This window comes from Streptomyces sp. D2-8, from assembly GCF_023184515.1.
Classification (GTDB): domain Bacteria; phylum Actinomycetota; class Actinomycetes; order Streptomycetales; family Streptomycetaceae; genus Streptomyces.
Map to the genome: position 1 here is coordinate 327718 of NZ_JAAHBP010000005.1, position 20321 is coordinate 348038.

Sequence of the window (20321 nt, forward strand, 5' to 3'; positions counted from 1 at the left end):
AGGAACAGGGGGACAGGATGTCCGCACGCAAGCTCGGCACAGTCGCTTCCCGATGCCTTCAACTGGCCTTCATCGGCCTGGTGACCGCCCATGTCTGCTTCGGCTGGGACCACAACGTCCTGTGGAATCTCCTGCCGCTGGTGCTGGCGTACGCCGTCGTCACCGTCGCCAACCGGTGGGGCGGCGCCCCGGACGACCCCCGGGTCGCCCGCGAGCCCTTGGAGGTCGCCCCGCCCGTGACCGGCCGCTGGTCCGCGCTGAACAGCCCGGCCGACCGCACCCCGAGCCACGGCGTCCACGCCCACGGGCAGACGTACGCCATCGACATCCTCGCCGAGCCCGAGCCGGGGGCCCGTCCGGCCTTCGCCCGGCTGTGGCCGATCGCCCGCCGCCCCCAGGACTTCCCGGCGTTCGACGCCCCGATCCTCGCGGTCGCCGACGCCACAGTCGTACGGGCCACCGACGGGCAGCGCGACCACCTCAGCCGCAACTCGCTGCCCGGCCTGCTGTACCTCATGCTCATCGAGGGCTCGGTGCGCGAGATGGCCGGCAGCAGCCGCATCCTCGGCAACCACCTCGTCCTCGACCTCGGCAACGGCACCTACGCCGCCTACGCCCACCTCCAGCGCGGCTCCCTCACCGTCCGCGAGGGCGACCGCGTCCACGCCGGACAGCAGCTCGCCCGCTGCGGCAACTCCGGCAACTCCTCCGAGCCGCACCTGCACTTCCAGCTGATGGACGCCCCGGACCCGGACGCGGCCCGGGGCGTCCCCTTCACCTGGGACGGAATCGGTGTGCCCCGCAACGGGGAGATCTTCGAGGCACCCCCGGCAGCCGTCCGCCAGACCTAGGCTGACCCCCATGCCACCGGCCAGGAAACGCACCCGCAGCTACGACCCCGCCAAGATCCGTACGGCGGTGCTCGCCCAGTTCGGGAACGTGCGGGCCGCCGCCGCCGGACTCACCCCCGACCAGCTCGCCCTCCCCACCCGGCTGGGCGACTGGACCGTCCGGGACCTGCTGGCACACGTCGGGATGAGTCTCGGAGCGGTCTCCCGGCTGACCGGCCTGCCGGAGCCGGCCAAGCAGGACGGCACCCTGCTCGACTGGCCCTCCGCGATCGCGGCCGACGCGCCGGACATCGCCGCGTACGCCCGTGAGCCGGCCGGGACCCACCCGGACCCGTCCGCCCACCTCGCGGACACCGAGGAGCGCTTCACCGCCGACCTCGCCGCCCACCCCGGCACCCGGCTGCTCGCCACCAGCGCCGGCGCCCTGCCGCTGGCCGACTACCTCGTCACCCGCACCGTCGAACTCGTCGTCCACACCGACGACCTCAACGCCGCCGTCCCCGGCCTGGACATCCCCTACGACCGTCAGGCCCTGGCCGCCTGCACCCGGCTGCTGGCCGACGCGCTCGCCGCGAAGGCGCCCGGCGGATCGACGGAGGTGCGGGTGCCGCCGTACGCGGTGGTGCAGTGCGTGGAGGGGCCGAGGCACACCCGGGGCACCCCGCCCAACGTCGTCGAGACGGACCCGCTGACCTGGATCCGGCTGGCGACCGGGCGTCTTGCCTGGGCGCAGGCGCTCCAGGACGCCAAGGTCAGCGCGAGCGGCGAGCGGGCGGATCTGTCGGCCCATCTGCCGCTCATGGCGTGAATACTCATGGCGCAAGGAGGAATCGCCGCCGTAAGGGGAACCGATGCCCCCGGGTCCTCCGTCGAAGTGGCATGGACAGGCAGAAGCAGCGCATGACTCTGACGGCCGCCGCCATGCTCGTCCCGCTCATGGCGGCCTGTGGCAGTGAGAAGGCGGACAGCGGCAGCGGCTCGGTCGGTGCCGAGAAGCCGGTCACCGGTGTGCGGTGGAACGTGGACAGCGTCACCGCGGACGGCCGGACGCAGAAGGCCCCGGACGGCGCCCACGTGACCATCGACAAGGGCCGGGCCGAGGGCAGCCTCGGCTGCAACAACTTCAGCGCCGAGGCCTCCGTCGACGGCGACCGCGTCCGGCTGGGCAAGACCATGGCCACCGAGATGGCCTGCGAGAACAAGCCCATGGCCTTCGAGAAGACCCTCGCGCGCGCCTTCTCCGACCAGGAGCTGAAGACGACGGTGGACGACGACCGCCTCACCCTCACCACGGGCCGGGGCGACACCGTCCACCTGACCAAGGCCGAGGACGCCCCGCTGGCCGGCACCAAGTGGACCGTCACGACCCCGAGGGCCGACGGCCGTGCCCACCTCACCTTCGACGAGAAGAAGGGCACCGTCTCCGGCAGCCTCGGCTGCAACAAGGTGAACGCCAAGGCCACGGTCCGCGACGGCCATATCACCCTCGGCCCTCCGGCCACGACCCGAATGATGTGCGAAGACTCACTCATGGACGGCGAGAAGACGCTGCTGCGCCTTTTCGACGGAAAGCTGAAGTACGGAGTCGATCACCAAACCCTCACGCTGACCAGCGAAAACGGGACGAGTGTGCGAGCTGTCGCCGAGCGGTGATCCACCGGAAAGTCCGGTATCCCCAATTCGGACCAGTGGTCGACCTCGCCTACACTCGGTGGCGTGCCACGTGGTGACGGACGACTCAACCACGACCTGCTCCCCGGTGAGAAGGGCCCCCAGGACGCTTGTGGCGTCTTCGGTGTCTGGGCTCCGGGCGAAGAGGTCGCCAAGCTCACGTACTTCGGGCTCTACGCCCTCCAGCATCGAGGCCAGGAATCCGCGGGAATCGCGGTCAGCAACGGCTCACAGATCCTCGTCTTCAAGGACATGGGCCTGGTTTCCCAGGTCTTCGACGAGACCTCCCTCGGTTCGCTCCAGGGTCACATCGCGGTCGGACACGCCCGCTACTCGACCACTGGCGCCTCCGTCTGGGAGAACGCCCAGCCGACCTTCCGCGCGACCGGACACGGATCCATCGCGCTCGGCCACAACGGCAACCTCGTCAACACCGCCCAGCTCGCCGAGATGGTCGCCGACCTGCCCAAGCAGGAAGGCGGGCGCACCCCGCGCGTCGCGGCGACCAACGACACCGACCTGCTCACCGCGCTCCTCGCGGCCCAGGTCGACGAGGAAGGCAAGCCGCTGACCATCGAGGAGGCCGCCCACAACGTCCTCCCGCAGGTCAAGGGCGCCTTCTCACTCGTCTTCATGGACGAGAACACCCTGTACGCGGCCCGCGACCCGCAGGGCATCCGCCCGCTGGTCCTCGGCCGCCTGGAGCGCGGCTGGGTCGTCGCCTCCGAGTCCGCCGCCCTCGACATCTGCGGCGCCGCTTACGTCCGCGAGATCGAGCCGGGCGAGTTCGTCGCCATCGACGAGAACGGCCTGCGCACCTCCCGGTTCGCGGAAGCGAAGCCCAAGGGCTGTGTCTTCGAGTACGTGTACCTGGCCCGCCCGGACACCGACATCGCCGGCCGGAACGTGTACCTCTCCCGCGTGGAGATGGGCCGCAAGCTCGCGAAGGAAGCCCCGGTCGACGCCGATCTGGTCATAGCGACTCCGGAGTCCGGCACCCCCGCCGCCATCGGCTACGCGGAGGCCTCCGGTATCCCCTTCGGCGCGGGCCTGGTCAAGAACGCCTACGTCGGACGTACGTTCATCCAGCCCTCGCAGACCATCCGCCAGCTGGGCATCCGCCTGAAGCTGAACCCGCTGAAGGAAGTCATCAAGGGCAAGCGCCTGGTCGTCGTCGACGACTCGATCGTGCGCGGCAACACCCAGCGGGCCCTGGTCCGCATGCTCCGCGAGGCGGGCGCCGCCGAGGTCCACATCCGGATCTCCTCGCCGCCCGTGAAGTGGCCCTGCTTCTTCGGTATCGACTTCGCCACCCGCGCCGAGCTCATCGCCAACGGCATGACGATCGACGAGATCGGCACCTCCCTGGGCGCCGATTCCCTGGCCTACATCTCCATCGACGGCATGATCGAGGCGACCACCATCGCCAAGCCGAACCTGTGCCGCGCCTGTTTCGACGGCGAGTACCCGATGGAACTCCCCGACCCCGAGCTGCTCGGCAAGCAGCTGCTGGAGACGGAGCTGGCCGCCGGCCCGGCCGCCACGGCCGCCGCCGACGCGATCCGCCGCCCGTAGACGGCCCGTCACACCTGCCGTACGACACGAAGGTTCTCTTAGCCATGTCCGAGAAACCCATTGCCGAGGGCGGCGCCAGCTACGCAGCCGCGGGCGTCGACATCGAAGCCGGCGACCGCGCCGTCGAACTGATGAAGGAGTGGGTGAAGAAAGCCCAGCGCCCCGAGGTCCTCGGTGGCCTCGGCGGCTTCGCCGGTCTCTTCGACGCCTCCGCCCTGAAGAACTACGAGCGGCCCCTGCTCGCCTCCGCCACGGACGGCGTCGGCACCAAGGTCGACATCGCCCGCCAGCTGGGCGTCTACGACAGCATCGGCCACGACCTGGTCGCGATGGTCATGGACGACATCGTGGTCTGCGGCGCCGAGCCGCTGTTCATGACCGACTACATCTGCGTCGGCAAGGTCCACCCCGAGCGGGTCGCCGCCATCGTCAAGGGCATCGCCGAGGGCTGTGTGCTGGCCGGCTGTGCCCTGGTCGGCGGCGAGACGGCCGAGCACCCGGGCCTGCTGGGCGAGGACGACTTCGACGTCGCCGGCGCCGGTACGGGCGTCGTGGAGGCCGACCGGCTGCTCGGCGCGGATCGTATCCGGACGGGTGACGCGGTGATCGCCATGGCGTCCTCCGGGCTTCACTCGAACGGGTACTCCCTCGTCCGCCATGTCCTCCTGAACCAGGCGGGCCTGGCGCTGGACGCGCACATCGAGGAACTCGGCCGCACCCTCGGCGAGGAGCTGCTGGAGCCCACGAAGATCTACTCGCTGGACTGCCTGGCCCTGATGCGCACCACCGAGGTGCACGCCTTCAGCCACATCACCGGCGGCGGACTCGCGGCCAACCTCGCCCGGGTCGTCCCGGACGACCTGCACGCGATCGTCGACCGCTCCACCTGGACGCCGGCCCCGATCTTCGACCTCGTCGGCCGTACGGGCAGCGTCGAGCGCCTGGAGCTCGAGAAGACCCTGAACATGGGCGTCGGCATGATCGCGATCGTGCCGCAGGAGTCCACGGACGTGGCCCTGACGACCCTCGCCGACCGCGGCGTGGACGCCTGGGTGGCCGGAGAGATCACGGACCGGGGCGAGCACACCACTGGTGCCGCCCTGATCGGTGACTACGCGAGCTGAAGCACGGGGGACATGACCCTGCAGGCAGCACAGAACCCGGTCGGTGACCGAAGTCACCGACCGGGTAAGTGCTCAGTGCAGGGTCAAGCGCCGCGACGATGTTGCGAGGACTGGTCGTCCTCGTCGTCGTCGTCCTCGTAGAGGTCGGCGTACCGTGCGTACAGGTCGTCGTCCTCATCGTCTTCGAACGGCTCGCCGTTAGGCGGCTGCGGATTCGAAGGCGATGCACCCAGCTCCTCGGCCAGGCGTGAGAGATCAGTCCCACCGCTGTTGTACTTCAGCTGGCGGGCGACCTTCGTCTGCTTGGCCTTGGCCCGGCCGCGCCCCATGGCTCGACCCCCTCAACGACGGGGCTCGACGGCCCCAGAGTCTTGACACGCGTTCATGGTCCGGCACGGACTCTCCGCGGAGAGACCGGTCCGTAGGGCTTCCACGGTACCTGAGCCCGCGCCCATACGGTACGTCGCCCGCATGACGTGCCCGCGCCCAGGACCTTCGAGGCGCCCCGTCCTCGCTGGTCAACCGCGATTTTAACCACTTCTCGACGGTCGACCCGCCGGTAGAAGTGAGAGTTCTCTCTAACTGCCCACCGACGGGTACCGGCCAAACGTACGGGACTCCGTGGATCAGTCCCGCATCGCCCGGGGTCAGCGCGCCCGGCGCGCCAGGGCCGCGTCGTGCATCCGCTGCTCGGCGATCCGGTCGGCCGCGGCGGCCGGCGGAATACCGTCCTCCTTCGCACGTGCGAATATGGCCAGCGTGGTGTCGAAGATCTTCGACGCCTTCACCTTGCACCGATCGAAGTCGAAGCCGTGCAACTCGTCCGCGACCTGGATGACACCGCCGGCGTTCACCACGTAGTCCGGCGCGTAGAGGATCCCGCGGTCGGCGAGGTCCTTCTCCACGCCCGGGTGGGCGAGTTGGTTGTTGGCAGCGCCGCAGACCACCTTGGCGGTGAGCGCCGGCACGGTGTCGTCGTTCAGGGCCCCGCCGAGCGCGCACGGGGCGTAGATGTCGAGGCCCTCGACGCGGATCAGGGTCGCGGTGTCGGCGACGGCCGTCACACCCGTCGGGTGCGCCGCGAGAATCCGACCCACGGCGTCCTCGCGCACATCGGTGATGACGACCTCGGCGCCCTCCGCCCGCAGGTGCTCCACCAGGTGGTGGCCGACCTTGCCGACACCGGCGATGCCGACCCGCTTCCCGCGCAGCGAGGGGTCGCCCCACAGGTGTTGCGCGGAGGCCCGCATGCCCTGGTAGACGCCGTAGGCGGTGAGCACGGAAGAGTCTCCGGCGCCGCCGTTCTCGGGGGAGCGGCCGGTCGTCCAGCGGCACTCGCGGGCCACGACGTCCATGTCGGCGACGTACGTACCGACGTCGCAGGCGGTGACGTACCGGCCGCCGAGGGAGGCGACGAAGCGGCCGTAGGCGAGGAGCAGCTCCTCGCTCTTGATCTTGTCCGGGTCGCCGATGATCACGGCTTTGCCGCCGCCGTGGTCGAGACCGGCCATGGCGTTCTTGTACGACATCCCGCGGGCGAGGTTCAGCGCGTCGGCGACGGCCTCGGCCTCGTTCGCGTACGGGTAGAAGCGCGTGCCGCCGAGCGCGGGGCCCAGGGCGGTGGAGTGGAGGGCGATGACGGCCTTGAGGCCGCTCGCGCGGTCCTGGCAGAGCACGACTTGCTCATGTCCTCCCTGGTCCGAGTGGAACAGGGTGTGCAGTACATCAGCAGGTGCGCCGGTTACGTCGGTCACTGTGGTGACTCCTGTGTAGGTGCGGCGGGGGGAGACCAGCTCCCGTGCGGGTGGCGGGAACTGTTGAGCATGAGATTAGAGCCTGGTGGGCCCGCCGACCGCACCGTGCTCAGGATCACCTCCGACCGGAGTACACCCGTGCGACGATTTGCATAGATTTCCCGCGCGATCGTCAGTGGGTTCCGCAGGTTTTCGCGGCGGTGCGCGGGGGAGGGAGCAGGCGTGCCCAAGGTGACCTCGGTGATCGTCCCCTACGCGACCTACCTGCGCGTGTACGAACCGCTGGCCGCCTTCCCCGAACCGGAGCGCAGCCAGTGGGCCCGCTACGCCCGCCGTACGGACCGCCCCTCGTACCAGGACGAACTCCGCCGGGCCCTGGCCGACCTGGCCCCCACCCCGCCGGTCCCGGTGCCGGTGCACGAGAGCGAGGACGCCTTCGTGCTCGACGTCGACGGCGTCGTCTGCGTCTGCCCCTGGCGCACCAGGCTGCGCGGCTGGCTGGCCCTGGACGAGCTCTCCGAGGAGCTCCCCCCGCCGGTCATGGACGCGGTCCTGCCGCCCGTCCTGCGGCGTCAGGCGGCTCAGGACCACGAGCGCTGGCTGGCGATCAACCCGGACGCCCGGCCGTGGATCCGTACGGCCACCTGGCAGGTGCCGATCAGCTGGTTCGTGCTGGTCTCGGACGAGGAGCGCGAGTACGACAAGGGCGCCTCGGTCGACAGCCCGCCCGTGCTGCGCTACCGCACCCCCATGGTCCAGGCCCGGCGGCGGGTGGCCCGGGGCCTGCGTGCCCTGAAGGAGGCCATGGACGAGGGGCCGCTGATCGACGGCCTGGTGGACGTCGGGCGCTGGCTGGAGGAGTTCCACCCGCGCTCGCTCGTGGAGCTGGACTACGGCGGTCTGGTGCACGCCGTGCCGGCCGGGGCGCTGGAGGACGATCACTCCGCGGCGGACGTGGCCGAGGGCATCGCCGCGCTGCGCAGGGGCGACGGGGCGGCCGCGGGGGAGGCGTACGCCCGGCTCGTGGAGCGGTGGCGTTCCGTACGGGATCTGCGGTCGGCCAACTGACCCCTGACCTTGATGTCCGTACAGACCGCTCTCATTCGGTCACGAACTGACGTTTGACGAACCGCCCGATTTGGGGTTTCGTCCTCGCACCGAGTTCCTGAAACGGGCTGTGCGTCTCCTGAGGCTTCGTCAACAAGGGACGTAGGGCCCGATCCGGGCAGACCTCTCAAGTAGACCAAGCGTGACGGACTACACGTACGAGGCTCTTGCGCCCCTTGCCCCTCCTCATGCCAAAATAGGACAAGGAGTCCGGGGAGGACTCCTTCCGTCCTGTGGTGTTGCACTATGGGCGGAATCTCAGCATTGCACGCTTTGGGGGGCCTGGTGACTTCCTGATCGCCCTGTGACTGATCGTCACAGCGGTGTGACTGTCCGCTATGGCATGGTCCATCGGCTTCCGTCGCTGATGAACACCTGGAGGGGCAATTCCATCGGTTTGGCCGACGCGGCTGGACAGATGGTGTAGTTGTAGTGCCGAGGACAAGCCGTTCGTCCTATAACCGACTCGACTCGCGTCCGCCATTTCGGGCAACGCGGGTCAAGGTGCAGAATTTAGAGGAAAGAACCGAGAAGGTTCGGTTCTCCCGAGGAGGCCGCTCATGACCGCTCGCACCCCTGATGCCGAGCCGCTGCTGACCCCGGCTGAGGTCGCCACCATGTTCCGTGTCGACCCCAAGACGGTCACGCGGTGGGCGAAGGCCGGCAAGCTCACGTCGATCCGCACGCTCGGCGGGCATCGGCGCTACCGCGAGGCCGAGGTCCGCGCTCTGCTCGCGGGCATCCCGCAGCAGCGCAGCGAGGCCTGAACAACTGAATAACCGGGCAAACCGGCTGGTCCCCCAATCGGCCGCGGCGTCCGGAACCACAGCTCCAAGCGACGCGGGTCCTGCCCCAACAGGCCCCACGCCCAAGCCAGTCAGAGCTTTCCAGACATACAACAGGGTGCGTCGTCGATCGCGCTGGACTCCGCCGGGTCCAGCGCGATCCTTTTTGTGCGCCCACGGTGGGTCAACCGATCCTGCTGTGAGCGGCCTTGTAGGACCATGGGGAGGGACGTCGGATCTCCTGTGTGCGACACCCCGGACAGAGTGCAATTGCACATATTAAATTGACCCTTTGTAGGTGAGGTGTAAGTACCGCACTTTCCAAAACTCATGCGGTGACACCCGTCACATACCAAGCGGCTTGTTAGCTCTGCCGCGGGTGCGATAGAGAAGCCTCCGCTCCCAGCGGCCCATGTATGCCCGGGTGTTGAGGCCGCTCGTGGATCATGCCGACGCCGGACTCTCGCCCTCTCGGACCGGGGCCGCGGCCCGAGAGCCACGCGGCGCGGACTCCAACGCCAGCCGCAGCAGGCGATGGCATATCGGGCAGTGCCGTGTGAGGTGCCGGTACGACGACGCGGCCGACAGATGCGCGCGGAGCAGAGCCCGCGTCTCGTGCCTGGCCGCTGTCGCCATACGCCACCTCCAGAAGGCCGCACGGGGAAAGGTCCTGGTTCTGGGGTACCGACGGAATGAGGGGGCGTCAAGACGGCGTGAGGGGCCCCGGGGAGCTCAGGCGGAGGTCGGGCGGAGGTCGGGCGGAGGTCGGGCGGAGGTCAGGCACACGAAAAGAAGCCCGGATCCGAAGATCCGGGCTTCTCCACTGCGGTCCTGACGGGATTTGAACCCGCGGCCTCCACCTTGACAGGGTGGCGAGCACTCCAAACTGCTCCACAGGACCAGGTTTCGCGGCGCCATTCGTGCGTTGCGCTGCGAGAAGAGACTTTACAGGAGGGTGAGCCCCTGGTCGAACTCACCCTGCGTGCAGGTGCCGTTACGGCGCCACCGCGTCGATCGCCTTCACGATCCGCTTGTCGGAGACGGGGTACGCCGTGCCCAGCGCGTGCGCGAAGTAGCTGACCCGGAGCTCCTCGATCATCCAGCGGATGTCCAGGACCGACGACGGGACCGGACGGCCCTGCGGCATCTGCTCCAGGAGCCAGGCGTACTCGTCCTGCATCTCGTGGACCTTCTGCATCCGCGTCGTGTCCCGCTGGACGTTCGTCGGCATCTGCTGCAGACGCCGGTCGGCCGCCACCAGATAGCGCATCAGGTCCGCCATGCGCCGCAGCCCCGCCTCCGTCACGAAGCCCGGCTTCACCAGGGCGTCCAGCTGCCCCCGGACATCCTGGAGATTCGGCAGCAGCGCGGGGCTGCGCACGGCCTTCAGACGGCGCTCACAGGCCTGCCAGGCGGCCAGGACCTGCTGCACCTGCCCGACCGTACGCACGGTCGTGTCGACGATCTCGGCGCGCACCTTGTCGTACAGCTTCCGGTACGACTCCTCGTCCCACGCCGGCCCGCCGAAGTCCCCGATCAGCTTGTCCGCGGCGGCCATCGCGCAGTCGTCGAACAGACCCTGGACGGACCCGTGCGGATTCGCGGACAGCGCCAGCTTCTGCGGGTTCGTCAGGCGATCGCTCGCGAATTTCGCCGGGTTCACCGGGATGTTGCGCAGGATCAGCCGCCGCGTGCCCTTCCACATGGCCTGCGCCTGCTCCGCCTCCGTGTCGAAGAGACGCACGGAGACCGTGTCGCCGTCGTCGACCAGCGCCGGATACGCCTTCACCGGCTGACCGGCCCGGCGGGTCTCGAAGACGCGGGTGAGCGTGCCGATCGTCCAGTCGGTCAGGCCCGAGCGCTCCAGGGACTCGCCGCCGGAGCGCTCTGCGGTCGCCGCGGCCGCCTGGGAGAGGGCCTTTCGGGCCTTCGGACGCAGCCTGAGCTTCAGCGCCTCCAGGTCCTTGTCCTCAGCCAGCTTGCGGCGACGCTCGTCAACGATGCGGAACGTGACCTTCAAGTGGTCGGGGACCTTGGACAGGTCGAAGTCGTCCGCCTCGAAGGGCACCCCGACCATCAGTCTCAGCTCGCGCGTCATCGTCGCGGTCAGAGGTTCTTGGAGAGGGACGGCCCGGTCCAGGAACGCCCTCGCGAAGTTCGGCGCGGGGACGTAGTTCCGCCGGATCGGCTTGGGCAGGGACCGGATCAGCTCCGTGACCAGCTCCTCCCGCAGGCCCGGGATCTGCCAGTCGAAGCCCTCGTCCGTGACCTGGTTGAGGACCTGCAGCGGGACGTGGACGGTCACGCCGTCGGCGTCCGCGCCCGGCTCGAACTGATACGTCACCCGGAACTTCAGGTTCCCCTGCCGCCACGAGTCCGGATAGTCGGCCTTGGTGACCTCGCCCGCCTTCTCGTTGATGAGCATCTCGCGCTCGAAATCGAGGAAGTCGGGCCGCTCGTGCCGCTTGTGCTTCCACCAGGAGTCGAAGTGGGCACCGGAGACCACGTGCTCGGGGATCCGCTGGTCATAGAAGTCGAACAGCGTCTCGTCATCGACCAGGATGTCCCGGCGCCGGGCGCGGTGCTCCAACTCCTCGACCTCGGTGAGGAGGCGACGGTTGTCCGAGAAGAACTTGTGATGCGTACGCCAGTCGCCCTCGACCAGCGCGTTCCGGATGAACAGCTCACGGCTGATCTCCGGGTCGATCCGCCCGTAGTTGACCTTCCGCTGCGCCACGATCGGCACGCCGTAGAGCGTGACCTTCTCGTACGCCATCACCGCGGCCTGGTCCTTCTCCCAGTGCGGCTCGCTGTACGTGCGCTTGACGAGGTGCGCGGCGAGGGGCTCGACCCACTCGGGCTCGATCCTGGCGTTGACGCGGGCCCAGAGGCGGGACGTCTCGACGAGCTCGGCCGACATCACGAAACGCGGGGGCTTCTTGAAGAGGGCCGAGCCGGGGAACACCGCGAACTTGGCGTTCCGCGCGCCCAGGTACTCGTTCTTCCCCGTGCTCCTCCCGCCCTCCCCTCCGGCCTCCTTCACATCCTTCATGCCGATGTGCGACAACAGGCCGGCCAGGAGGGAGAGATGGATGCGGTCGGCCGGGGCGTCGTCCTCGTTGAGGTGGATGCCCATCTGCTTCGCGACCGTGCGCAACTGCGTGTAGATGTCCTGCCATTCGCGGATGCGAAGGAAGTTGAGGTACTCCTGCTTGCACATCCGGCGGAAGGAGGACGACCCCCGCTCCCTCTGCTGCTCGCGGAGATAGCGCCAGAGGTTGAGGTAGGCCAGGAAGTCGCTGGTCTCGTCCTTGAAACGGGCGTGCTGCTGGTCGGCCTGCGCCTGCTTCTCGGCGGGGCGCTCGCGCGGATCCTGAATGGACAGCGCGGCGGCTATGACCATGACCTCGCGCACACAGCCGTTCTGGTCCGCCTCCAGGACCATCCGGGCCAGCCGCGGGTCGACCGGCAGCTGGGCCAGCTTGCGGCCGGTGTCCGTGAGCCGTTTGCGGGGGTCCTTCTGCGCCGGATCGAGGGCGTTCAGCTCCTGGAGCAGCTGGACCCCGTCGCGGATGTTGCGGTGGTCCGGCGGGTCGATGAAGGGGAACTTCTCGATGTCGCCGAGGCCGGCCGCCGTCATCTGCAGGATGACGGAGGCGAGGTTCGTCCGGAGGATCTCCGCGTCCGTGAACTCCGGGCGGGCCTCGAAGTCGTCCTCGCTGTACAGACGGATGCAGATGCCGTCGGACGTACGGCCGCAGCGGCCCTTGCGCTGATTGGCGCTGGCCTGCGAGACCGGCTCGATGGGCAGGCGCTGGACCTTCGTGCGGTGGCTGTAGCGGGAGATGCGGGCGAAACCGGGGTCGATCACGTACTTGATACCCGGAACGGTCAGCGAGGTCTCGGCGACGTTCGTGGCCAGAACGATCCTGCGACCGGTGTGCGGCTGGAAGACACGGTGCTGCTCCGCGTGGGAGAGCCGGGCGTAGAGCGGCAGGATCTCCGTGAACCGGTAGTTCTTCTTGGTGAGCGCGTCCGCCGTGTCCCTGATCTCCCGCTCACCCGAGAGAAAGACGAGGATGTCACCCTTCCCCTCCTTCTGGAGCTCCTCCACAGCATCGGTGATCGCGGTGATCTGATCACGGTCGGCGTCCTCGCCGTCCTCCTCCAGCAGCGGCCGGTAGCGGACCTCCACGGGATACGTACGGCCGCTGACCTCGACGATCGGCGCGTCACCGAAATGCCGCGAGAAGCGCTCGGGGTCGATCGTGGCCGAGGTGATGACAACCTTGAGATCGGGGCGCTTCGGCAGCAACTGCGCGAGATAGCCCAGCAGGAAGTCGATGTTGAGAGACCGCTCATGGGCCTCGTCGATGATGATCGTGTCGTACGCGCGCAGCTCGCGGTCCGTCTGGATCTCGGCGAGCAGGATGCCGTCCGTCATGAGCTTGACGAAGGTGGCGCCCGGGTCGACCTGGTCGGTGAAGCGGACCTTCCAGCCGACGGCCTCGCCGAGCGGGGTGTCCAGCTCCTCGGCGACGCGCTCGGCGACCGTACGGGCGGCGATCCTGCGCGGCTGCGTGTGCCCGATCATGCCCCGTACGCCACGCCCGAGCTCCAGGCAGATCTTGGGGATCTGCGTCGTCTTGCCGGAGCCGGTCTCGCCGGCGACGATCACGACCTGATGGTCGCGGATGGCGTCGGCGATCACGTCCTTCTTCTGGCTGACCGGCAGCTGCTCGGGGTAGGTGACCTCGGGCACAAGGGCGCGCCGGCCGGCCATCCGCTCCTCGGCCCTGCCGACCTCCGCCTCGATCTCGGCGAGCACGGCGGCCCGTGCCTCCGGCTTACGGATCTTGCGCGCACCTTCGAGCCTGCGCCCGAGCCGGTGCGCGTCGCGCAGGGACAGCTCGGTCAGGCGGGGGGCGAGGGCGCCGAGGGCGGGGGCGGGGTGCGTAGACATACGCGACCCAGGATCTCATCCCCCGCAAAACAGAGGCGAACGGATTTCGACCAGACCACGTAAGCAGCATTCGAGCACTTGGCCGAACGGTCATTCGACCGAGTGTCCGGGGGTCGATCACCTGACCGCAGCGCTGGCCTCGCCCTAGATTCCTGGACGTGAAGCTCGTGATCCGCGTCAAACTCCTGCCGACCCCCGAACAGGCATCGGCACTACAGGCGACCCTCCACGCCTGCAACGCGGCAGCCAATCACGTCTCCGTCTCCCACACCGCCTTCACCACCGGAATCAAACGCAACCGCGAACTACGCGCCCTCACCTACACCCAGGTCAAGACCCGATGGTCCCTCGGCGCCCAGGCCGCCCAGCACGTCATCAAGAAGACCGCCGACGCCTACGCAGCCCTCACCGGCAACCTCAAGGCCGGAAACCTCGGCAAACCCGTCTCCAAACGCTTCCTCAGAGCCACCGAGAAGCCCATCGCCTTCCGACCCCAAGACGCCCAGCCCTACGACGACCGCATGCTGTCCTGGCAGATGCCACAACGCACCGTCTCCATCTGGACCGTGGCCGGACGCATGAAACGCCTCGCCTTCACGGGAGAGGAAACGCAACTCCTCCTCCTCGCCCACCACCGTCAGGGCGAGTCCGACCTGACCAGCCAGAACGGTCACTGGTACCTCCTGGCCACAGTCGACCTCCCGGAAAGCCACATCACCCCGGACCCCCGGGAATTCATCGGCGTGGACCTCGGCATCACCAACATCGCCACCACATCGACCGGCCACCGGCACAGCGGCCGACGCCTCAACCGCAGCAGACAGAACGACCGACGCAATCGAGACAACCTCGCCAGAAGGCAGACACGGTCCGCCAAACGGCGAGCCAAACGCCGCGCCGGAAGAGAAGCCCGACGCACCCGCGACATCAACCACAAGATCAGCAAGCACATCGTGACGGAGGCCCAACGCACCGGTCGCGGCCTCGCCCTGGAAGACCTGGGCGGAATCCGCGAACGGGCACGGCTGAAGAAGCCCCAACGCGTCACGATCCACTCCTGGGCCTTCGCCCAGCTCGGCGCCTTCATCGCATACAAGGCGCGCAGGGCCGGAGTGCCGGTGGTACACGTCCACCCGGCCTACACCAGCCAGGAGTGCTCGCGCTGCCATCACATCGACAAGAGGAACCGGCCGGCACAGGCCGTGTTCTCGTGCAGGAACTGCGGCTTCGTTGAGCACGCGGACCTGAATGCGTCCCACGTCATCGCCGGTCGCGGCTGGTGGATGTGGGTCTGCGGGGCCGAGTCACAGGTCCCTGCTCTCACGCTGATCGCGTAGGGCTGGATGCGCCGCTGCCGTCGAAGCCATCGACGGGGCGAGCTGCGAGCCGGAGGGTTTTCGCCCCTCCGACAGCGGACGCGGACGCTCGTACCACGGGTGTGATCCACGAGGCATGCAACAAGGCCCCGATCCGAAGATCGGGGCCTTAGCTGTGGCTGGGGCCGGGGTCGAACCGGCGACCTCTCGCTTTTCAGGCGAGCGCTCGTACCAACTGAGCTACCCAGCCACGAGGTTTCACGTGAAACCTCAGCGGTCCTGACGGGATTTGAACCCGCGGCCTCCACCTTGACAGGGTGGCGAGCACTCCAAACTGCTCCACAGGACCAAGCGTCGTACGACAGTGTCGCACAGGGTGGTGCGTGCCCCCAACGGGATTCGAACCCGTGCTACCGCCTTGAAAGGGCGGCGTCCTAGGCCGCTAGACGATGAGGGCTATCGGCCCGCCTGGGCGCTTCTCAGCGCGTCGGGGACGTGAGAAGCATATGGGATGGCGGGAGCTATCGCCAAAACGATTTAGGGGGAGGGTGACGAGGTGCCCTCCGGCGGGGTGCTGGGGGACTGGCTCGCGCCGGGCTGGTTCTCCTTCGGGAGGTGACGGCTGACCTCGGCGGTCGTGAGGCCGAGGCCGCCCAGTTCGATCTCGTCCCAGGCCTGGAGGTGGCGGGTGTCCCGGTCGAAGTAGAGGATCGACGCCTCGATGGGGTCCGGGTGCTTGCCCTCGATGGCGCGCAGGCCGCTGCCGCCCGTGGAGCCCTCGATGCGGAGCCGGGTGCCGTACGGCAGGTCCTCCATCTCGTCGTGATGGAGATGGCCGGCCAGGACCAGGGGGACCTCGCCGTCGACCTCGCGGGCCGCGGAGGGCTCGTGGGCGATGGCGATGTCCACCGGGGTGCCGGCGGTGCTCTGGTCGCGCAGGGCCGTGGCCAGGCGGGCGCCGGCGAGTTCCTGGGACTGTTCGGCGCCGGCCTGCTGTGAGCGGTCGGGGGTGAACTGGGGGTCGCCGATGCCCGCGAAGCGCAGGCCCTTGATCGTCTGTGCCCGGCCGTCGTCGAGGACGTGGACGTTCTTCAGGTCTTCCATGTAGCGCTGGGTGATCATCGAGTCGTGGTTGCCGCGGACCCAGACGTAGGGGGCTCCGAGGTCCTCGATGGGGTCCAGGAAGCCGTTCTCGGCGGCCGTGCCGTGGTCCATCGTGTCGCCCGAGTCGACGATCACATCGACCTTGTACTGCTCCACGAGCGAGGCGATGATCTTCCAGCTCGCCGGGTTGAGGTGGATGTCGGAGACGTGCAGGACCCGGATCGTGGAGGGGTCGGGCGCGTAGGCGGGGAGCGTCGAGGTGGCGTCGTAGAGCTTGGTCACGTTGGTGACCAGGCGGGCCAATTCCTTCTGGTAGACGTCGAATTCGGTGACGATGCTGCGGGCGTTGCCGACCAGGGAGGGGGCGGAGATGAGCAGGCCGGAGAACTTGGGCTCCAGGACGGAGTCGGGGCGCCAGGTGGCGTACGCCGTGCCGCCCGAGGCGGCGAGGAGGGTGAGGGCGAGGCCGCCGGCGGCCATCGCGCGGCGGGGGCGGCGGTAGACCGCGAGGCCCAGGGCGGTGGCGCCCACGACGACGGCGACGCCGGAGCGCACGGCCAGGTCGAGGGTGCCGCGGCCGACGTCCTCGGTGACCTCGTCCTGGAGGCCGGAGAGGCGTTCGGGGTGGTCGACGAGGGCCTGGGAGCGGTCGGGGTCGAGCTGGTCGACGTTGACGTCCAGGCGGACGGGGGCGATGTGGCTGTTCAGTTCGAGGGCGCCCAGCGGCGAGATGTTGATCTTCGTGCCGCCGGTGAAGGACGGGCGCAGGGTCATCGTCGTGTTCATGGGGCCGACCGGGACCCGGACGTTGCCCACGACGAGCAGCCCCAGCCAGGCGCCGAGCAGGACGACGGCCACGAGTCCCACGGCACGGGTCCACGGGTGCGGCTGCGCCACGAGTTCGAGCCTGGCGGGTGCCTGGCGGGAGCGATAGCGGCGGGCCAGGGCGCGCGGGGCCCTGCGGATCGGGTTCAGGACGCTCAGGACAGCGACGGGGACGCGGGCCATTGATCCCGTATGCCCAAGTCCGCGGTCGGATATGCGGCGCCGGGAGGCTCTCGTGCGGCGGGGGCGTGGCCGACAATGGGCGTGTGCTGGAGATGACGCGTGAGGAGTTCGAGGAGCTGGTCGCCGAGGCGCTCGACCGGATCCCGCCGGAGTTGACGCGATTGATGGACAACGTCGCGGTGTTCGTGGAGGACGAGGCTCCTGCGGACGATCCCGAGCTGCTCGGGCTGTACGAGGGGACTCCGCTGACCGACCGGGGTGAGTGGTACGCCGGTGTGCTGCCGGACCGGATCACGATCTACCGGAACCCGACGCTGCGGATGTGCGAGTCGCGGGAGGACGTCGTCGCGGAGACGGAGATCACCGTGGTGCACGAGATCGCGCACCACTTCGGCATCGACGACGAGCGCCTTCACGCCCTGGGGTACGGCTGACCGGGTTGTGAATGGGGGGCGCGTGTCCTCTTGTGGGCGGCGGGAGTTGGAGGTGTTGACTCCCTCACCCTTTCCGGAGGTGGCCCCGTGCGCCCCTTGTACGTACCCGTCCGACTGGCCGCCACGGTCGTGGCGGTCGCCGCTGCCGCCGGCTGCATGAGTGTCGGCGACGACGACGTGGGCGGGGGCGTCAAGCCGTCGCACACCGCCGGGCAGCGGGGTGGTGCGGCGCCCGACGGCGGTCCGGCGGTGTCGGGCGGCGGCGCCGGGTTCGGCGCGGCCGGTGCCGACGGTGAGCGGGGGCGTGGCAAGGGCAAGAAGGACAAGAAGGGCAAGAAGGGCAAGGGCGGAGGGGTGGGGGAGACGGCGTCTCCCGCGGCGTCGCCGAGCGCTCAGGCGAGCCCGGCCGCGCCGGGGCGTGACGAGCCGGAGAGGCCGGTCCGGCCCACGCCGAAGCCGCCGGCCCCGCCGACGCCCACCCGGACGGCCGAGCCGGAGCCCACGCCGACGCCGCCGGAGCCGACCGCGTCTGCGGAGCCGACGGCGGAGCCGTCGTCGTCGGCGCACGAGCCGCCGGGGACGCAGCTCGCGCAGCGGGAGCCGGCGCCGGAGGCGGGGGCGCCGGCGTAGGGCCGGGGGTGCGCGGGCGGGAACATGTCCTCCTGGGGTGGGAACAATCCCGGCCGGAGGGTGGTTGGAGTTCTCGGAAGGCTGTCCGGTCGCCGGACGGTCGCCCACTGTCGCCTGCACAGTCCGGTTTGCCTTACGGGGCCCGGAGTGCGTATGGTGGCAGATCGTTTGATCCCATCTTGCCCGGCGCCACTGCAGAGCGCGCCGTGTGGCGCGTACTCTCCCTTGCCGTGGTGGACCGCATTGAGGCGGTCGTATTGCGAATCGCGAATCACGGAGTTGACGGGCGCGTGCCGACTTGAGACTCCGGAAGGTTTCGCATTCGCATGTCCATCGCCAGTACTGATCACGTCGTCGTGCCCGAGAACGAGGCAGTCGAGGACGCCCCCGAGGCCACGTTCGCGGACCTCGGCCTTCCCGAAGGCGTCGTGCGCAAGCTCGCGCAGAACGGCGTGACCACCCCCTTCCCGATCCAGGCCGCGACCATCCCGGACGCCCTGGCCGGCAAGGACATCCTCGGCCGTGGCCGCACCGGCTCCGGCAAGACCCTGTCGTTCGGTCTGCCGACCCTGGCCACGCTGGCCGGCGGCCGCACCGAGAAGCACAAGCCGCGCGCCGTCATCCTGACGCCGACGCGTGAACTCGCCATGCAGGTCGCCGACGCGCTGCAGCCCTACGGCGACGTCCTCGGCCTGAAGATGAAGGTCGTCTGCGGCGGTACGTCGATGGGCAACCAGATCTACGCCCTGGAGCGCGGTGTCGACGTCCTCGTCGCCACCCCGGGCCGGCTGCGCGACATCATCAACCGCGGCGCCTGCTCGCTGGAGAACGTGCAGATCGCGGTTCTCGACGAGGCCGACCAGATGTCCGACCTGGGCTTCCTGCCCGAGGTCACCGAGCTGCTCGACCAGGTCCCGGCGGGCGGTCAGCGCATGCTGTTCTCGGCCACGATGGAGAACGAGATCTCCACGCTGGTCAAGCGCTACCTGACCGACCCGGTCACGCACGAGGTCGACAGCGCCCAGGGCAACGTCACGACCATGTCGCACCACATCCTCATCGTGAAGCCCAAGGACAAGGCGCCGGTCACCGCCGCGATCGCCTCCCGCAAGGGCCGCACGATCATCTTCGTCCGCACCCAGCTGGGCGCCGACCGTATCGCGGAGCAGCTCTGCGACTCCGGTGTGAAGGCCGACGCGCTGCACGGCGGTATGACGCAGGGCGCGCGTACCCGCGTGCTGGAGGACTTCAAGAAGGGCTACGTCAACGCGCTCGTCGCGACCGACGTCGCCGCTCGCGGTATCCACGTCGACGGCATCGACCTCGTGCTGAACGTGGACCCGGCCGGCGACCACAAGGACTACCTGCACCGCGCGGGCCGCACCGCGCGGGCCGGCCGCACGGGCACGGTCGTGTCGCTGTCCCTGCCGCACCAGCGGCGTCAGATCTTCCGGCTGATGGAGGACGCGGGCGTCGAGGCCTCGCGTCACATCATCCAGGGCGCCGGTGCCTTCGACCCGGACGTCGCCGAGATCACCGGTGCCCGGTCGATGACCGAGGTCCAGGCCGAGTCCGTGGGCAACGCCGCGCAGCAGGCCGAGCGTGAGGTCGCCGAGCTCACCAAGGAGCTGGAGCGGGCGCAGCGGCGTGCGAACGAGCTGCGCGAGGAGTCCGACCGGCTGCTCGCGCGGGTCGCGCGCGAGCAGGGCGAGCAGCCCGCGGCCGTGGTGGCCGGGGATGTCGCGGCCGCCGTCGAGGTGTCGGTGCCCGAGCAGCCGACCGCGAAGGACGTCGAGCGCGAGGAGCGTCCCGAGGCCTCCGCTCCGTACGAGCGCCGGGAGCGCCGTGAGGAGCGCGGTGGCTTCCGCCGGGACGACCGTGGTGACCGGGGCGGTGACCGTGGTGGCCGTTCCTTCGAGCGTCGTGACGACCGTGGCGGCCGTTCGTTCGAGCGCCGTGACGACCGTGGCGGGTTCAACCGCGACCGTGACCGCGGCGG

The 20321-nt window shown here is 69.3% G+C and carries 16 protein-coding genes and 4 tRNA genes; 11 read left to right on the top strand and 9 right to left on the bottom strand.

Annotated elements, in window-relative coordinates:
• Nucleotides 1–17 precede the first annotated feature (17 nt).
• The 5 genes from G3I77_RS13460 (at nt 18) to purM (ending at nt 5221) form a co-directional block, all read left to right on the top strand.
• Nucleotides 18–851: a M23 family metallopeptidase gene (locus tag G3I77_RS13460; protein ID WP_248503425.1), complete on the top strand. Its 834-nt coding sequence runs from the start codon at nt 18–20 to the stop codon at nt 849–851.
• Between the two features lie 10 nt (nt 852–861).
• Complete coding sequence (locus tag G3I77_RS13465; RefSeq protein WP_248503427.1) at nt 862–1659, top strand: maleylpyruvate isomerase family mycothiol-dependent enzyme; 798 nt, start codon at nt 862–864, stop codon at nt 1657–1659.
• A 71-nt stretch (nt 1660–1730) separates the two neighbouring features.
• Nucleotides 1731–2504, top strand: coding sequence for an META domain-containing protein (locus G3I77_RS13470; protein WP_248503429.1), 774 nt, complete (start codon nt 1731–1733; stop codon nt 2502–2504).
• Between the two features lie 63 nt (nt 2505–2567).
• Nucleotides 2568–4097, top strand: coding sequence for an amidophosphoribosyltransferase (purF, locus tag G3I77_RS13475; RefSeq protein ID WP_248503430.1), 1530 nt, complete (start codon nt 2568–2570; stop codon nt 4095–4097).
• 44 nt (nt 4098–4141) lie between these two features.
• Nucleotides 4142–5221 (top strand): phosphoribosylformylglycinamidine cyclo-ligase, encoded by a 1080-nt coding sequence (purM, locus tag G3I77_RS13480; protein ID WP_248503431.1) that lies wholly within the window; start codon nt 4142–4144, stop codon nt 5219–5221.
• 83 nt (nt 5222–5304) lie between these two features.
• Here purM and G3I77_RS13485 read toward each other — a convergent pair whose 3' ends face one another.
• A complete protein-coding gene (locus G3I77_RS13485; protein ID WP_030251636.1) occupies nt 5305–5550 on the bottom strand; it encodes a DUF3073 domain-containing protein in 246 nt (81 codons plus the stop codon).
• Nucleotides 5551–5868: 318 nt separating this feature from the next.
• On the bottom strand, nt 5869–6975 hold the full coding sequence (locus G3I77_RS13490) for a Glu/Leu/Phe/Val dehydrogenase dimerization domain-containing protein (protein WP_248503432.1): 1107 nt from the start codon (nt 6973–6975) through the stop codon (nt 5869–5871).
• Between the two features lie 222 nt (nt 6976–7197).
• Here G3I77_RS13490 and G3I77_RS13495 point away from each other — a divergent pair, with 222 nt between their 5' ends.
• Nucleotides 7198–8043, top strand: a complete 846-nt coding sequence (locus tag G3I77_RS13495; RefSeq protein ID WP_248503433.1) for a hypothetical protein — start codon at nt 7198–7200, stop codon at nt 8041–8043.
• Nucleotides 8044–8642: 599 nt separating this feature from the next.
• Complete coding sequence (bldC, locus tag G3I77_RS13500; protein WP_003949541.1) at nt 8643–8849, top strand: developmental transcriptional regulator BldC; 207 nt, start codon at nt 8643–8645, stop codon at nt 8847–8849.
• A gap of 462 nt (nt 8850–9311) precedes the next feature.
• Here bldC and G3I77_RS13505 read toward each other — a convergent pair whose 3' ends face one another.
• The 3 genes from G3I77_RS13505 to hrpA form a co-directional block, all read right to left on the bottom strand.
• Entirely contained in the window at nt 9312–9503 is a 192-nt protein-coding gene (locus tag G3I77_RS13505) for a DUF6274 family protein (protein ID WP_248503434.1), read from the bottom strand.
• Nucleotides 9504–9693: 190 nt separating this feature from the next.
• Nucleotides 9694–9768, bottom strand: a tRNA-Asp gene (locus G3I77_RS13510).
• 93 nt (nt 9769–9861) lie between these two features.
• Complete coding sequence (hrpA, locus tag G3I77_RS13515; RefSeq protein ID WP_248503436.1) at nt 9862–13830, bottom strand: ATP-dependent RNA helicase HrpA; 3969 nt, start codon at nt 13828–13830, stop codon at nt 9862–9864.
• Nucleotides 13831–13988: 158 nt separating this feature from the next.
• Between hrpA and G3I77_RS13520 the strand changes: the two genes are divergently transcribed.
• The gene (locus G3I77_RS13520) at nt 13989–15167 is read left to right on the top strand and encodes a transposase (RefSeq protein ID WP_248503438.1); all 1179 of its coding nucleotides are present in this window, start codon (nt 13989–13991) and stop codon (nt 15165–15167) included.
• Between the two features lie 155 nt (nt 15168–15322).
• Here G3I77_RS13520 and G3I77_RS13525 read toward each other — a convergent pair.
• From G3I77_RS13525 to G3I77_RS13540, 4 genes are all read right to left on the bottom strand, one after another.
• Nucleotides 15323–15396: transfer RNA gene (locus G3I77_RS13525), tRNA-Phe, on the bottom strand.
• A 24-nt stretch (nt 15397–15420) separates the two neighbouring features.
• Nucleotides 15421–15495, bottom strand: a tRNA-Asp gene (locus G3I77_RS13530).
• Between the two features lie 35 nt (nt 15496–15530).
• Nucleotides 15531–15603 (bottom strand) — tRNA-Glu (locus tag G3I77_RS13535).
• Between the two features lie 80 nt (nt 15604–15683).
• Nucleotides 15684–17258 (bottom strand): metallophosphoesterase, encoded by a 1575-nt coding sequence (locus G3I77_RS13540; RefSeq protein ID WP_248503439.1) that lies wholly within the window; start codon nt 17256–17258, stop codon nt 15684–15686.
• A gap of 83 nt (nt 17259–17341) precedes the next feature.
• Here G3I77_RS13540 and G3I77_RS13545 point away from each other — a divergent pair, with 83 nt between their 5' ends.
• The 3 genes from G3I77_RS13545 to G3I77_RS13555 all read left to right on the top strand — a co-directional run.
• On the top strand, nt 17342–17692 hold the full coding sequence (locus G3I77_RS13545; RefSeq protein WP_248503440.1) for a metallopeptidase family protein: 351 nt from the start codon (nt 17342–17344) through the stop codon (nt 17690–17692).
• Nucleotides 17693–17779: 87 nt separating this feature from the next.
• Nucleotides 17780–18322 (top strand): hypothetical protein, encoded by a 543-nt coding sequence (locus tag G3I77_RS13550; protein ID WP_248503441.1) that lies wholly within the window; start codon nt 17780–17782, stop codon nt 18320–18322.
• A gap of 326 nt (nt 18323–18648) precedes the next feature.
• Nucleotides 18649–20321 (top strand): DEAD/DEAH box helicase (locus G3I77_RS13555; RefSeq protein WP_248503442.1); only part of this gene is annotated, 1673 nt, incomplete at its 3' end.